The organism is Saccharothrix sp. AJ9571 (assembly GCF_021725495.1).
Classification (GTDB): Bacteria; Actinomycetota; Actinomycetes; order Mycobacteriales; family Pseudonocardiaceae; genus Amycolatopsis; species Amycolatopsis magusensis.
This window is the reverse complement of sequence record NZ_CP091382.1, coordinates 4,874,710-4,889,252: the sequence shown is the minus strand read 5'-3', so window position 1 is coordinate 4,889,252 and position 14,543 is coordinate 4,874,710. Positions and strand designations below refer to the sequence as shown.

Sequence of the window (14,543 nt, the reverse complement as noted above, 5' to 3'; positions counted from 1 at the left end):
GTGCCACATGGACTTCTCGCTGACCGAGGCGCAGCGCGACCTCGGCGGGCTCACCCGTCGCATCCTGGCTGACAAGCTGGACCCGAAGTCGTGGGAGCCCGCCGGTTCCGGCGGCTTCGACAGCGCACTGTGGACAGAGCTGGCCCGTGCCGGGATCCTCGACGCGGCACTCCCGTCCGCTGCGGGCGGGGGTGGTTTCGGCCTGCTGGAGCAGTGCTCGGTGCTGATCGAACTGGGCCGCGCGGTAGCCCCGGTGCCGTACCTGACGAGCATCACCATGGCCGCCTCCGCACTGGCCGAGTTCGGTTCGGGGCGGCAACTGGAAACCATGGTCCCGGTCCTGCGAGGCGAAAAGGTGCTGACCGCGGCGGTGCCGGACGCCGGTAACCCCTGCGCGTTCACCGCGGAAGCCGACGGCGACGGCTGGCGGCTCACCGGCGCGCAGACCGCGGTCCCCGCCGCGGCTTTCGCCGACGCGCTGCTGATCGCCGCCGGAGACGCGGTGTTCGTGGTCGACCGCGAGGACGCGGAGATTTCCGCGCAGGAGGTCGTCGACCGCGGTGACGCCGGTCTGGTCGAACTCGACGGCGTGCGCGTCGACGGCTCGGCGCGGCTCGGCGGGCCCGAAGTCGTCGAGTGGATCCGCCTGCGCGGCACCACCGGCCTGTGCGCGTACCAGCTCGGCACGGTCGAACGCGCGCTCGAGATGACCACCGAATACGCCAAGGAGCGCAAGCAGTTCGACAACGTGATCGCCTCGTTCCAAGCCGTGCGGCAACGGCTCGCCGACGCCTACACCGACGTGGAAGCGGTCCGCCTGACGTTGTGGCAGGCGGCGTGGCGGCTCTCCGAAGGACTGCCCGCGGACGAAGAGGTGGCCACCGCGAAGTTCTGGGCCGCCGAATCCGGGCACCGGGTCGCGCACACCGCGGTGCACCTGCACGGCGGTATCGGCATCGACGTGGACTACCCGCTGCACCGGTATTTCGTGGCGGCGAAACGCGCGGAATTCACCCTCGGCGGCGCCACCGCGCAACTGCGGCGGCTCGGTGACCTGATTTCGGGCTGAGACCAGCATCTGGGAGCCGTGGCGGGTTTCCGCGGTCCTGTGCTCTGCTGAACCGGGTGAACACACTGCCGATCCTGGACCTGTCCCGTTTCCGGGTGCCGTGGCAGCGGGAGCGGTTCCTCGCCGAGCTGCGGCACGCCGCGCACGAGGTCGGTTTCTTCTACCTCGTCGGGCACGGGATCGCGCCGGAACCACCCAGGGGATCGTCGATTCCGCGCGGCGGTTCTTCGCCCTGCCACTGGCCCAGCGGCTGGAAATCGAGAATGTGCGTTCCCCGCAGTTCCGCGGCTACACCCGCACCGGCACCGAGCACACCGCCGGTGGTGCGGACTGGCGCGAGCAGCTCGACATCGGCCCCGAGCGGCCCGTGCGGAAACTGGCCGCGGGCGATCCGCGGTACCTGCGCCTGATCGGCCCGAACCAATGGCCCACGGCACTTCCCGAATTGCGGGACGTCGTCCTGCTCTGGCAATGCGAAGCGCTGCGTGTCGCCCGTGAGGTGCTGCGGGCACTGGCCGCCGCGCTCGGCCAGGAACTCACCCACTTCGACCGCTGGTTCGACGCCGAAGCCGCGGTGCACCTGAAAGTGGTGCACTACCCGCCGCGCGAACCGGGCGGCTCCGACCAGGGCGTCGGCTCGCACAAGGACTACGGTTTCCTCGCCCTGCTGCAACAGGACGAAATCGGCGGGCTACAGGTGCGGGCCACCGACGGTTCCTGGCTCGACGCTTCCCCGATCCCGGACAGTTTCGTGGTCAACATCGGGGAAATGCTGGAAATCGCCACCGACGGCTACTTGCGCGCGACCCAGCACCGCGTGCTGAGCCCGCCTCCCGGGGTCGACCGCTATTCCATCCCGTTCTTCCTCGCACCCCGCCTCGACGCGGTGATCGAGCCGATCGACCTGCCACCGGACCTGGCCGCCGTCGCACCCGGGGTCACCCAGGACGAGCACAACCCGCTGCTGGCGGCCTACGGGGAGAACGCGTTGCTCGGCTGGCTGCGTTCGCACCCGCGCGTCGCCGAGCGCTGGTGGCTCACGACGGCGGAGCGTTGATCGGCCGCAGGCGGCGCGGGCCGGTGTCCGGACGCGACGGCGGCGGCCCGAGCACCACCCGGCCGTAGACCACGAAGGCGCCGTCCGGGGAAGCCAGGATCGGGTCCAGCACGAGCGACCGGACCTCCGGGTTGTCCTCGGCGAGCGCGGCCACCCGCAGCACCAGGTCCTGCAACGCGGCCAGGTCCGCCGGTTCGTCGCCGCGGTAGCCGGTCAGCAGCGGCGCGGTGCGCGGCTCGCGGATCAGCGTCGCCGCGTCCACGTCGGTCAACGGCACCGCGCGATACGCCCTGTCCCCCAGCAGGTTGCTGATCAACCCCGAGAGACCGAACGAGACCAGCGTGCCGAACGACGGGTCGTCCTGCAGCCCGATCACGCACGAAAGCCCCTTGGGCGCCATGGCCTGCACGTACATGTCGTCCTCGCCGGAGACCTCGCGCAGATCGCTGTAGGCGGCGCGTACGGCGGCTTCGGCGGCCAGGTCGAGGCGCACCCCGGCCAGGTCCGGCCGTCCACGCAGCCGCTCGTCCACCGCCTTGAGCACCACCGGGTACCCCAGCTCGGCCGCCACTTCGACGGCCTCGTCCGCGTTCGACACCACCCGGAACGGCACCACGCCGATGCCGTAGCAACCGAGCAGCCGCACCACGTCCTCGTCGGAGAGCACCGTGGTGTGTGCCTCTTCGGCGGCGAGGATCTCGTTCACGATCACCTGCGCCTGTTCGACGTGCAGCCCGGCGGGCCGGGTCAGCGTGCCCTGCGGCCGTTGCTGCCACGCCGCGTACCGGACCACCCTCGCCAGCGCGTTGACCGCACGCTCCGGGCTCGCGTAGGACGGCACCGAACCCCGCGTCGGCGCACCGTCGTCCGTCCGCACGGCCAATTCGTCCGGCACGCCTTCCGCGGCGAGGAAGGTCGAGACGATCGGCTTCTCCTTGCGCAGTTCCTGCACCACGTCGCGCAGCGCACGGGCGTAGGTGGTGCCCGGGATCGCCAGCGGGGGCACGAAGACGACCACGAGCGCGTCGGTCTCCGGCGAGTTCAGCGCCTCGCGCACGGCTCCGGCGAACTCCTCCGGTGACGCCTGCGGGCCGACGTCCACGGGGTCGAACGCGAGCCGCAACCCCTGCGCGCGAGCGGTGTCCGCGGCGAGCAGCCCGATCGCGCTGGAGTTGCCCACGATGCCGACCCGCGACCCGGCGGGCAGCGGCTGGTGCGCGAAGATCAGCGCGGTGTCGAAGAGCTGCGCGAGCGTGTCCACGCGGACCACACCGGCCTGCTCGAACAACGCCTGCACGCTCGATTCGTCGACCTCCGCCGAAGTCGCCGCCAGCTGCGGGCGGACGGCGTGGCGACCCGACTTCACCGCGACGATCGGCTTGGTCCGGCCGAGCCGCCGGGCCAGCCTGGCGAACTTGCGCGGATTGCCGAACGACTCCAGGTACAGCAGCACCAGGTCGGTCCCGGCATCGGTCTCCCAGTACTGCAGCAGGTCGTTGCCCGAGACGTCGGCGCGGTTGCCCGCCGAGACGAAGGTCGACAGGCCGAGCCCGCGTGCTTCGGCGTCGGCCAGGATCGCGGTGCCCAGCGCCCCCGACTGGCAGAAGAACCCCGCGCGCCCGCGTGCGGGCAGGCGTGGCGCGAGGGTGGCGTTGAGCCGGACGCCCCGGTCGGTGTTGAGCACGCCGAGCGCGTTCGGCCCGACCACGCGCATCCCGTGCGCCCGGGCTTCGCCGACCAGCCGCAGCTCGGCGTGCAGCCCGTGCGGACCCGCCTCGGCGAAACCGCCGGAGACGATCAGCAGCGTTTTCACGCCCTTCTCCAGCGCGCCGTCGAGCACCGACTCGACCTGGTCCGCGGGCACCGCCACCACGGCCAGGTCCACCGGATCCGGAATGTCCACAACGGATGGATACGCCCGCACCCCGCGCACCGACCGGTGCTCGGAGTTGACCGGGTAGACGGTGCCGGCGAAGTCCGCGGAGAGCAGGTTCGTCAGCACCACGTACCCGATCTTCGTCGGGTCGGTGGACGCACCGATGACCGCCACCGACCGCGGGTGCAGCAGGTTGTGCACGCTGCGCGCCTCGGCGGCCTGCTCGCGCGAGCGCGCCACCTCGAGCGACTCCTCGGTCGGGTCGATGTCGAACTCCAGGTGCAGCACGCCCTCTTCGATCGCGCGGCTGACCTGGTAACCGGCGTCGCGGAACACGCGCACCATCTGCGGGTTCTCGGCGAGCACCTCGGCGACGAACCGGCGCAGGCCGCGTTCGGAAGCCGCCGCGGCGAGGTGCTCCAGCAGGATCGAGCCGAGCCCACGCCCCTGGTGCGCGTCGTCGACGACGAAGGCGACCTCGGCCGAAGGCCCCTTGTCGAGCCGCTCGTAGCGGCCGACCGCGACGATGTTGTCGCCCAGCATCGCCGCGAAGGCGACCCGGTCGTGGTGGTCGACGCGAGAGAACCGGTCGAGGTCGCGCTGCGGGATGCGCGGGTACGCGCCGAAGTACCGCAGGTACCGGGTGCGCTCGGACAGCCTGCCGTGCAGGGCGACCAGGCCGTCCGCGTCGTCGGGCACCACCGGTCTCAGGTGGACGGTGCCGCCGTCGGAGAGCAGGACGTCGGCTTCCCAGTGCCGCGGGTAGTCGTAGGACTCCCGCAGGTCGGGCTCGTTCTCGGTGCTCATCTTCAGTCCCTGGGATCGTCCGGGTCGAGACCGTGTGAGGGGAAGACCGCGCGCCGGGTGTCGCGGACGGCGATGTCCACCGGGTCGTCCTGCCCGTCGCCCCACGGGCGGTAGGTGGTTTCGGCGTCGTCGCTCATCTTGCGCGGCAGTTCGGCGTTCGGCGCGGCCCGGCCGACGGTCTCCCGCCAGTTCGGCGGTACCGGCGTCTCCGGGCTGATGTCGCGGTCGAGCACGGTGGCCAGCAGGTGCGTCCACGACCGCGGCACCACGCGGATGAGCTGGTAGCCACCGCCGCCGACGGCCAGCCACTTGCCCCCGGCGTACCGCTGCGCCAGCTCACGCAGCGTGCGGTAGATCTCACGGTGCCCGTCGACCGAGAGCGACAGGTCGGCCAGCGGGTCCTCGTCGTGCGAGTCCACCCCGCACTGGGTGACCAGGATCTGCGGCTCGAACTGCGCCAGCAGCGACGGCACCACCGCGTGGAAGGCCCGCAGCCACCCCGGGTCCCGCGTCTGCGGCGGCAGCGGGATGTTCACCGCGGTGCCCTCGGCGTCCTCGGCCCCGGTCTCCCCGGAGTAGCCGGTGCCGGGCCACAGCGTGAACGGGTGCTGGTGCAGCGAGACCGTCAGCACCCGCGGGTCGTTGTAGAAGGCCGCCTGCACACCGTCGCCGTGGTGCACGTCGGTGTCCACGTACGCGATGCGGTCGAAACCGTGGTCCAGCAGCCAGGAGATGGCGATGGAGCAGTCGTTGTAGACGCAGAAGCCGGACGCACGGTCGGGCATCGCGTGGTGCAGCCCGCCCGCGATGTTGACCGCGCGATCGGCCTCGCCCTCGGCGATCTTGCGTGCGCCGAGCAGGGTGGAGCCGACCACCAGCGCCGCCGAGTCGTGCATGCCGGAGAACACCGGGTTGTCCGTGGTGCCGAGCCCGTGGCCGACGTCCCAGCCCACCATCGGGGCCTGCTTGACCGCCTCCAGGTACTCGGGCACGTGCACCCGGTACAGCTCCTTCTCCGTCGCCGCCTCGGGAACCAGCAGCTCGACGTCCTCCAGCACACCCAGTTCGCGGGCGAGCCGGATGGTCAGTTCGAGGCGCACCGGGTTGAACGGGTGGTCCCCGCCCAGGTCGTAGCCCAGTAGCGCGGGATCCCAGACGACGGCGGAGGGGTGCATGCCCGAAACCCTAGTGCGTCCGGCGGCGCTCAGCCGGGCTCGTGACCGGTGGCCGCGGGGCGTTCCGGATCACGTGACCAGTGCGACCAGGAGCCGGTGTAGAGCGAGGCCGGCGCCGGGTGACCGGCGATCTCCAGCGCGAGCACCACCGAGCTGGCGGTCACCCCGGAACCGCAGTACGCGCCGACCGGCGTGGCCGCGTCGACACCCACCCCGGCGAAGTGGCGGGCCAGGTCCTCGGGTGCTCGCCAGTGACCGTCGCCACCGGCGTGCGCGCTGAACGGCGCGTTGCGCGCGCCCGGGATGTGCCCGGCGCGGGGGTCGATCGGCTCGGTCTCCCCGGCGTACCGCTCCGGAGCGCGAGCGTCGAGCAGCACACCGTCACGAGCCAGTTCGGCGGCCTCGTCGGCGTTGAGCACCGGCATACCGCCGGGCCGCACCTCGATGTTGCCCGGCGCGGGCACCTCCTCCTCGGTGGTGACCGGCCTGCCCTCGGCCTCCCAGGCGGCGAACCCGCCGTCGAGCACCGCGACCTCGGCGTGCCCGGCCCAGCGCAGCAGCCACCACGCCCTGGCCGCCACCGACGAATCGGCGTCGTCGTAGGCGACCACCAGCCTGCCTTCGTCCACGCCGGCCAGGCGCAGCGCCTCCTGCAGCGCGGCGGGCTCCGGCAGCGGGTGCCGCCCGCCCTCTCCCGGCGGTCCGGCGAGCGCGGTGTCGAGGTCGGCGAAGACCGCCGAGGGGATGTGCCCGGCACGGAACGACTCGACCCCGGGAGGCCCGGCGAGGCGCCAGCGGACATCCAATACGGTGGGTCGCGAATCCGGCGGGCCGTCCAGCAGCCCGGCCAGCTCCGCGGTCGTGATCAAGGGGGACATGCGGCCATCTTCCAGCAGGCCGGGCCGCTCGCGCAGCCCGGTCGCCCGAGCGGGGTTTTCCACCTCACCTGCCGTAGTCGCCGGTGAAAGCGACTACCATGAGAGACGCGGACGAAGGGGACAGACGTGAACGAGCTCATCGACACCACAGAGATGTACCTGCGCACGATCTACGAGCTCGAGGAGGAGGGTGTCGTCCCGCTGCGCGCCCGCATCGCCGAGCGTCTCCAGCAGAGCGGCCCCACGGTCAGCCAGACGGTGGCCCGGATGGAGCGCGACGGCCTCGTCATCGTCGCCGACGACCGGCACCTCAAGCTCACCGACCACGGCCGTGAGCTGGCCATCGCGGTCATGCGCAAGCACCGGCTGGCCGAGCGCCTGCTGCTCGACGTGATCGGTCTCGAGTGGGAGCACGTGCACAAGGAGGCGTGCCGCTGGGAGCACGTGATGAGCGAGGCGGTCGAGCGCAAGCTGGTCAAGCTGCTCAACAACCCCACCACGTCCCCGTACGGCAACCCCATCCCCGGCCTGGACAAGCTGGGTGCCGGTGACCCGGCGCCCGACGCCGAGTCCGACCTGGTCCGCCTGGACGAGTTCGCCCGCGCCGGCGGCGGCAAGGTGGAGATCCGCCGCATCGCCGAGCACGTCCAGCAGGACGAGACCCTGATGACCGAGCTGAACTCCGTCGGCCTGGTCCCCGGTCAGACGGTCAGCGTGAGCCGGTCCAACGGCATGGGTTCCACGATCGAGATCACCGGCGAGAGCATCAGCGTCCAGGTCGCCCCCTCGGTGCTGCACGCGGTTCTGGCGCAGGCCCGGTGAGCGCGGCAACCGACGCCGCTGCCACCTTCCGCTCGCTTCACGGCAAGGAGCCCCTCGGGGTCTTCTCGGCCCCCGGCCGGGTGAACCTGATCGGCGAACACACCGACTACAACGACGGCTTCGTGCTGCCGTTCGCCCTGCCGCACCGGCTCGCCGCCGCCGTCGCGCCGCGGGACGACCAGCGGCTCACCGTCGCGACCCTCGGTTCGGACGGCCGCGTGCAGCAGGCGGACCCGATGGACATCGCCGCGCTGGAGCCGGGGCAGCTCGAAGGCTGGGCCGCCTACCCGGCCGGTGTCGCCTGGGTACTGCGGTCCCAGGGCCATGACCGCGGCGCCGACATCGTGCTGGCCGGCGACGTGCCCACCGGTGCCGGGCTGTCCTCCTCCGCGGCGCTGGAATGCGCCGTGGCACTCGCCCTGCTCGGCGCGGCCGGTGAACCCGACCCCGACGAGCGCCGCCGCACCGAGATCGCCCGGCTGGCCCAGCGCGCCGAGAACGAGTTCGTCGGCGTGCCCACCGGCGTGCTCGACCAGACCGCCTCGATGCGCTGCGTCGACGGCTGCGCCCTGTTCCTGGACGTCCGCTCCGGCGAGATCGAGCAGGTCCCGTTCGACGCCGAAGCCGCCGGGCTGCGGGTGCTGGTGATCGACACCCGCGCCAAGCACACCCTCGCCGAGTCCGGCTACGGCGATCGCCGCCGCGGCACCGAGCGCGCCGCCGACCTGCTCGGCCTCAAGGCCCTGCGCGACATCGAGCTCGACGATCTCGACCACGCGTCGGCCCGGCTGCCGGAGGAACTGCGGCCGCTGGTCCGCCACGTGGTCACCGAGAACCAGCGCGTGCTGGACGTGGTCGCCCTGCTCAAGGCGGGTCGCCTGGCCGACATCGGCCCTTCGCTCGACGCTTCCCACGTGAGCATGCGCGACGACTACCGGATCTCGTGCCGGGAACTCGACGTCGCCGTCGAAGCGGCCCGCGCGGCAGGCGCCTTGGGTGCCCGCATGACCGGCGGCGGTTTCGGCGGCTCGGCGATCGCCCTGGTGCCCGCCGACGACCTGGCGAAGGTCGAGGCGAACGTCAAGGCCGAGTTCGAACGCGCGGAGCTGAAGGCGCCCCGCACGTTCGTCGCCGTGCCCTCGCCCGGCGCGCGCCAGGACCCACCCGGTACCTGGGGGTAAGGCAACCCCGCCCGCGCTGGGACGTCGGTCAGGGTGGAGACTTTTCGCCACCTGATTCCTAGCCGCCGTACTGGAAGGGCCACCGAGCAGATGCCTACCGACAACCCGAACACGCCACTGAAGCTGGTCGTCACCGGCGGCGCCGGTTACGTGGGCAGCGTCTGCACCCAGCGGCTGCTCGAGGCAGGCCACCAGGTCGTGGTGGTGGACGACCTGTCCACCGGCCACGCCGACGCGGTCCCGGACGGCGCCCGCTTCATCGAGGGCGACGCCGCGGACACCCTGCGCACCCTGCTCGCCGAAGGCTTCGACGGCGTGCTGCACTTCGCCGCGAAGTCACTGGTGGGCGAGTCCATGCAGGACCCGGCTCGTTACTGGCACGGCAACGTGGTCACCTCCCTGAAGTTGCTGGACGCCATGCGCGAGCACGGCACCCCCCGGCTGGTCTTCTCCTCCACCGCGGCCACCTACGGCGAGCCGGAGGTGTCGCCGATCGCGGAGACCGCCCCCACCCAGCCGACGAACACCTACGGCGCCACCAAGCTGGCCGTGGACAACGCGATCACCACCTACGCGCGGGCCCACGGCCTGGCCGCGGTGAGCCTGCGTTACTTCAATGTGGCCGGTGCCTACGGCAGCATCGGCGAGCGGCACAGCACCGAGACCCACCTCATCCCGCTGGTGCTGCAGGTGGTCACCGGCGACCGCGAGCGCATCCAGATCTACGGCGAGGACTACCCCACCGAAGACGGCACCGCCGTGCGCGACTACATCCACGTCGCCGACCTCGCCGACGCCCACCTCCTCGCTCTCCGTCACGCCACCGCCGGTGAACACCGCATCTACAACCTCGGCAACGGCACCGGCTTCTCCGTGCGGCAGGTGATCGAGGCCTGCCGCGAGGTGACCGGCCACCCGGTGCCCGCGGTGGTCGCCCCGCGCCGCGCCGGTGACCCCGCCGTCCTGGTCGCCGCGAGCGACCGGGCCCGCGCCGAGCTGGGCTGGCAGCCGCAGCGCGCCGACCTGACCGGCATCGTCGCCGACGCCTGGCGCTTCACCCAGGAACGCCGGGGCGCCGCGAACCCCGCCTGATCACCTGACCGGTGCCATCGCGACCGCGGTGGCACCGGGTTCAGTCCACCACCGTGCCCGGTCGGAATTTGTCCTTTGTGGACGGTGAGCACCGAACGCAGGCAACGGCCACAACGAACGTGCGTACCCGCCTGTACAACCCTCCGGCACCCGCTCGAACTGGATCGGCCCGGTGATCGGGTTGATGAAGCCGGTCCCCCAGTCCGCACACGGCGTAGGCGCTCGATGGTCGACGCGAACCCGGGCCGCCGGGGTCGCGGCTGGGATCGAACACCACCTTCGCCGCGTCCGGCAGACACCGACCACGGCGACACCGCCACCATGCTGACCAGATCACCGGCGATGGGTGCCGACGAGCGCCCGCCACGAACGCCCAGTCACGCCTGCTCACCGGTGAGCAGGAGCACCACGCGCAGGATCGCTCGTGTCCAGATTCCGCGGTGGTCAAGACATTCGCGGCTCCTTCGGGTCGTCCGGCAGGTCGAGGTCGAGAGCCGGGTCCGCTCGGCCCAGGTCGGCGAGGCGCTCCGGTGGCAGCATGGCGTCGATCGCCCGGGAAAGCAGGCCGGCCATCAGGTAGCCGGGGTCGGCGGACAGCGCGTTGTCGATGGCCATACCGGCGAAGGTCCCATCGCCACGCAGGTAGACGCTGAACGCGAGCAGGGTGCCAAACTGCGCGCGTTCCGGCGGCGGGCACTCGCGGACGAGCGTCAGCCACAGCCGCTCGGCCGCCTCCGTGGTGTTGTTCCGCGGTGGCACGGCCAGCGCGAGGCAGGCATCTCGCACTTCGGTCTGCTGCAAAGCGAAAACCAGCTGGAGAACGTCCTCATCGGACAGGGTGAGATCGCCGCGGTGGGTGCGGCGGATCGCCTCCCGCACCACGGTGAAACCCTGCTCCACGCTCAACGCGGACGACTCCGGCTCGGCTTTGTCGGCCACCTCGTCGAACAGGCGCGACCGGCGCTCGATCGCCGCCGGATCGGCCGCGTTCAACCTGGCCGCACTGGCCTCCCGGCTGCTGTAGGTGACCAGACCCGCCCGGGCCGCCACAGCCGCGACCCGGCCGCCCTCGAGATCGGGTAATGCACCACGGCAATCGGAATCCCGATAACACCGCCAGGGCGCACCGGTGCGCATTTCCTGAGTCCACAGGCAATGCACCTCCTCGGCGCCGGCCGCGGCGAACGTCGCGCGCAATGCTTCGACGAATTCCGGGGAGGCCAATTCGGTACCACCGCCGATGACGACCACGGTGGCGCCCGCGTGACCGCGGACGAGCGGGCCGAATCGGCCCGCAGCGAGCCGGGCGAATTCGGGCGGAGGCAGGTCACATCTGACCATTTGCTCGATCATCCCTGGTTCTCCGCCCTTGTCGCGCTTGTGCACGATGAGCACCGCGGAGTCCGCCGGGCGGAAGCCGAGCAACGGGGCGATGGCCGCGATCAGCTCACCGGGATCTTCCCCGAGGCTGAGGCGGATGTCGTTCTGGGCTGCGGGTTTCGTGGAAGTGGCCATGGGTCCACTGTGCACCTGCCGTCCGCGCTGTGGGGCGGGAGCGGGCGATCTGTGGACAGGTGGCGTCGTTGTGGACAACTCGGCCACGCCGTTCGCCATCCGGCGCCGGCCGTATTAATGTGAGTGGGGCACCGGCCGCGATGAACGCGAACGATGCCCCACTCAGGACTTTGCTCGAGAATGTCAGCCGCAGTGCTCGAAGGGGCTCGTGTAGCTGGCCGAACCGACCGAGCCACCCCATTTGACGCAGGTTTTCTCAGCGGCCTTCTTCACCGGGCCCGCGTAGTAGGTGAAGTTGCCCGAATCGGTCACCCTGGCCGAGCCTTCGACTTCGAGGAACGCCGAGGTGGCCGATGCCGTGCCGAGCAAGACCGATTTCAGCGTAGCCACGCAGTTGTTCGAATTGCCCGCGTTGTAAAGGAGATACGCCGTGCCCGAGGTGCCCAGATTGGCGGAGTCGACCACGTCGAAGCCCGTGCCGCAGACCTGCTCGGGGGTGTACGGGTTGTTCCCGCCGCCACCGCAGTTGTTCTTGCTGGTGAAGTTCGTGTGGCCGTAGTACGGCACCGCGACGCCGTTCAGCTTCGCCTTCTGCGCCACCCCGTTCAGCCGCTGTTCGAAGTGCAGGTGCGGGCCGGTCACGCCGCCGGTCGCGCCCGCCTTGCCGATCTGCTTGCCCAGCGCCACCTGCTGGCCGACCGACACCTCCTGGGAGGAAAGATGTGCGTACCTCGTACGCCAGCCACCCCCGTGATCGATCTCGATCCACCGGCCGTAACTGGTGGATCCGGTGTTGCCGACCACGGTCACCTTGCCCGCCGCCGAGGCGACCACCGGCATGCCGGTGATGCCCGACTTCTGGAAGTCGACCGAGTTCGCCGGGCTGTGCCCGCTGAACGTGGCCGCGGTGACGGTGACGCCGCACTTGAACGGCACCTGGAAATTGGGCGCCGCCGAGGCGGTGCCCTGCGTCGCCACCAGGCCCAGCGCCGGCAACGCGATCGTGGCGGTCACCACCGCGAGCCGTCTCCACACTGACATCGATACCTCCGGGGTACGGGGATGTGTCGGCGATCAGCCAAGCGATCGCGCGTACACGTTCCGTACAAAACGGGCCGCTCCGCAGCGGAACGGCCCGTTTTGCAGGGAAACCCCTAGAAGGCGGCGCGCAGTGCCTGCTTACCGCCCTGCACCGGCAGCGTGATCGAGGTCTTGGTCAGGTCGATCGCCACCCCGGCGCCCGGCTTCGGCCGCAACGTGAAGTCGTGGTCACTGGACAGCAGCACGAACTCGAGCTTGTGCCCGGTGGCGAGCACGTAGTCGTCCGGCTGCAGCTCGAAGGACAACTGGTACGACTTGCCCGGTTCGATCGGCTGGGTGGTCGCCGGGTCGGTCCGGTTCTGCGGATCGGTCCAGCCACGGGTGATCACCGTGGACTTGCCGCCGGGTGCCCGGTCGAGCAGCACGCCGGTCAGGTTGGCCGCGGGACGGTCGAACGACACGCTGAGGTTCACCTCGGCCGTGCCGCTCAGCCGCACCGGCTGCCGCGCCCCGGTGGTCGAGTAGGCCAGCCGGTTGCCCGAGCTGGGCAGGTCGGCGAGCTGCTGGACGGTCTTGGTGGCGTCATCGGCGAGCCGCTCGACCTGCGAACGGCCGGGCAGCGAGTGACGCACGTCGAGCTTGCCGCGGGCGCTGCCGCCCGGCCACGGGTGGATCGTCGCGTCGGAGGTGCCGGGCGCCGGCCACTCCGCCTCGTCGGTCCAGGAGCCGTTCTCGCGCTGAACGGTCGACTTCGGCTCCCGCTCGACGCCGTTGTCCAGGTCGTAGAGGTAGTGGGAGACCCACTTGTTCAGCGTCGCCAGCCATTCGTCCTTGCGAAGGGAGTAGGGGTCCGCATGACCGGACTGGTGCCACCAGATCTTGTGCTCGACGCCGTGCGCCTTGAGCGCCTCGTACCACTTGCTCACCTGGCTCGTGGTCACGTTCCAGTCGTTGAGGCCGTGCACCGCCAGCACCGAGGCGCGCACCTGGTCCACGTCGTTGAGGTAGTTCCGCTCGTCCCAGAACTGGCTGTAGTCGCCGGTGACGCGATCCTGCTCGGCGGCCACTTCGTCGAGCACCGGGCGGCACACCGCGCGATCGGCGCGCGTGTGCACGTACTCGGCGAGCACGTCGGCGTCCTCACCCTGGTAACCGCCGGGCGCCACCACGGCACCGTCCTCGCGGTAGTAGTCGTACCAGCTGGAGATCGCCGCGATCGGGATGATCGTCTCGAGGCCCTCGACGCCGGTGCTGGCCACCGCGTTCGGCAGGGTGCCGTTGTACGACACGCCCATCATCGCCGTCTTCCCGGTGGTCCAGTCCGCCTTCGCGGCGGTACCGGCGGCGTCGCGCGCGGAAGTCCGGTCGTTCAGCCAGTCGACCACGGACCGGGCGCCGATGGTCTCGTTCTCGCCGCCGGTGGTCGGGCAGCCGGTGGACTGGCCACTGCCGAGCGATTCGCCGTACACCACGGCGAATCCACGCGAGGTGAAGTAGGACTCGTAGCGCCAGGTGATCGGCGCCGCGTGGGGGCCGACGTCACTGGTGCGGCCACGGGGACCGGCGGCGGGCGCGGCCTGGCCCGGCACGTACAGCTCGACGTCGACGTTGTGGTTGGCCACGTCGTTGCCGCCGGCGTAGTACGGGCTGGCCTGGTAGATCACCGGCACCTTGAGCCCGTTCTGCGTGGCCTTCGGCCGGACCACCTCGACGTGCACTTCGTCGTTCTTGCCGTCCCGGTCGCTGTCGACCGGCGCGGTCACCCAGACGTTGTCGCGGACGATGTCGGCCGGGTCGAACACCGGCTGCGCCTGTCCGTTCTCGAAGACCGGCCCGGTGGGCGGAGCGGCCTGGGCGGCTACCGGCGCTACCAGCGCCATCGGCAGCAGGCCGACGAGCACAGCGGCAAGGCGTGCGGATCTCACACGGACCCCCTGTGAAGGTGTGGTGAAAGGACTGCGATGACACTTGCTCCGGCTGACAGGGGTGTCAAGCCCTTCCCGGCGTTAACCGACGAAAGACGGCACGGC

Annotated in this window: 11 protein-coding genes and 1 pseudogene; 6 read left to right on the top strand and 6 right to left on the bottom strand. The window is 71.0% G+C overall.

Annotation, left to right across the window (positions count from 1 at the left end; genetic code table 11):
- Positions 1-7 precede the first annotated feature (7 nt).
- The 3 genes and pseudogenes from L3Q67_RS22540 (at position 8) to L3Q67_RS22530 (ending at position 2,126) form a co-directional block, all read left to right on the top strand.
- Entirely contained in the window at positions 8-1,069 is a 1,062-nt protein-coding gene (locus tag L3Q67_RS22540) for an acyl-CoA dehydrogenase family protein (RefSeq protein ID WP_499191342.1), read from the top strand.
- A 56-nt stretch (positions 1,070-1,125) separates the two neighbouring features.
- Positions 1,126-1,203 (top strand): annotated as a pseudogene (locus tag L3Q67_RS22535) (hypothetical protein); the annotation flags it as partial.
- Positions 1,170-2,126 carry an isopenicillin N synthase family dioxygenase gene (locus L3Q67_RS22530; protein ID WP_499191341.1) on the top strand — a complete coding sequence of 319 codons (957 nt, stop codon included), beginning with the start codon at positions 1,170-1,172 and terminating at the stop codon, positions 2,124-2,126. The pseudogene L3Q67_RS22535 and the gene L3Q67_RS22530, both read left to right, overlap by 34 nt.
- Here the strand turns inward: L3Q67_RS22530 and L3Q67_RS22525 are convergent.
- The 3 genes from L3Q67_RS22525 to L3Q67_RS22515 are packed head-to-tail and all read right to left on the bottom strand — an operon-like array spanning position 2,107 to position 6,862.
- Positions 2,107-4,809, bottom strand: a complete 2,703-nt coding sequence (locus L3Q67_RS22525; RefSeq protein WP_499191340.1) for a bifunctional acetate--CoA ligase family protein/GNAT family N-acetyltransferase — start codon at positions 4,807-4,809, stop codon at positions 2,107-2,109. The two genes, L3Q67_RS22530 and L3Q67_RS22525, sit on opposite strands and share 20 nt — an antisense overlap.
- Before the next feature lie 2 nt (positions 4,810-4,811).
- On the bottom strand, positions 4,812-5,984 hold the full coding sequence (locus L3Q67_RS22520) for an acetoin utilization protein AcuC (RefSeq protein WP_499191339.1): 1,173 nt from the start codon (positions 5,982-5,984) through the stop codon (positions 4,812-4,814).
- Positions 5,985-6,013: 29 nt separating this feature from the next.
- Positions 6,014-6,862 (bottom strand): sulfurtransferase, encoded by an 849-nt coding sequence (locus L3Q67_RS22515; RefSeq protein ID WP_499191617.1) that lies wholly within the window; start codon positions 6,860-6,862, stop codon positions 6,014-6,016.
- Positions 6,863-6,988: 126 nt separating this feature from the next.
- Between L3Q67_RS22515 and L3Q67_RS22510 the strand changes: the two genes are divergently transcribed.
- From L3Q67_RS22510 to galE, 3 genes are all read left to right on the top strand, one after another.
- Positions 6,989-7,684, top strand: coding sequence for an iron-dependent transcriptional repressor DtxR (locus L3Q67_RS22510; protein ID WP_209668897.1), 696 nt, complete (start codon positions 6,989-6,991; stop codon positions 7,682-7,684).
- Positions 7,681-8,865, top strand: coding sequence for a galactokinase (galK, locus tag L3Q67_RS22505; protein WP_499191338.1), 1,185 nt, complete (start codon positions 7,681-7,683; stop codon positions 8,863-8,865). Before L3Q67_RS22510 ends, galK begins: the two co-directional genes overlap by 4 nt.
- Positions 8,866-8,955: 90 nt before the next feature.
- Positions 8,956-9,957 carry a UDP-glucose 4-epimerase GalE gene (gene galE, locus L3Q67_RS22500; RefSeq protein ID WP_209668901.1) on the top strand — a complete coding sequence of 334 codons (1,002 nt, stop codon included), beginning with the start codon at positions 8,956-8,958 and terminating at the stop codon, positions 9,955-9,957.
- 444 nt (positions 9,958-10,401) lie between these two features.
- On the opposite strand, the gene L3Q67_RS22495 is transcribed toward galE, so the two are convergent.
- From L3Q67_RS22495 to L3Q67_RS22485, 3 genes are all read right to left on the bottom strand, one after another.
- The gene (locus tag L3Q67_RS22495; protein WP_499191337.1) at positions 10,402-11,472 is read right to left on the bottom strand and encodes a DUF4192 domain-containing protein; all 1,071 of its coding nucleotides are present in this window, start codon (positions 11,470-11,472) and stop codon (positions 10,402-10,404) included.
- 183 nt (positions 11,473-11,655) lie between these two features.
- Positions 11,656-12,513, bottom strand: coding sequence for a M23 family metallopeptidase (locus L3Q67_RS22490; protein WP_499191336.1), 858 nt, complete (start codon positions 12,511-12,513; stop codon positions 11,656-11,658).
- A gap of 113 nt (positions 12,514-12,626) precedes the next feature.
- Entirely contained in the window at positions 12,627-14,393 is a 1,767-nt protein-coding gene (locus tag L3Q67_RS22485) for a Xaa-Pro dipeptidyl-peptidase (protein WP_499191616.1), read from the bottom strand.
- Between the last annotated feature and the right edge of the window lie 150 nt (positions 14,394-14,543).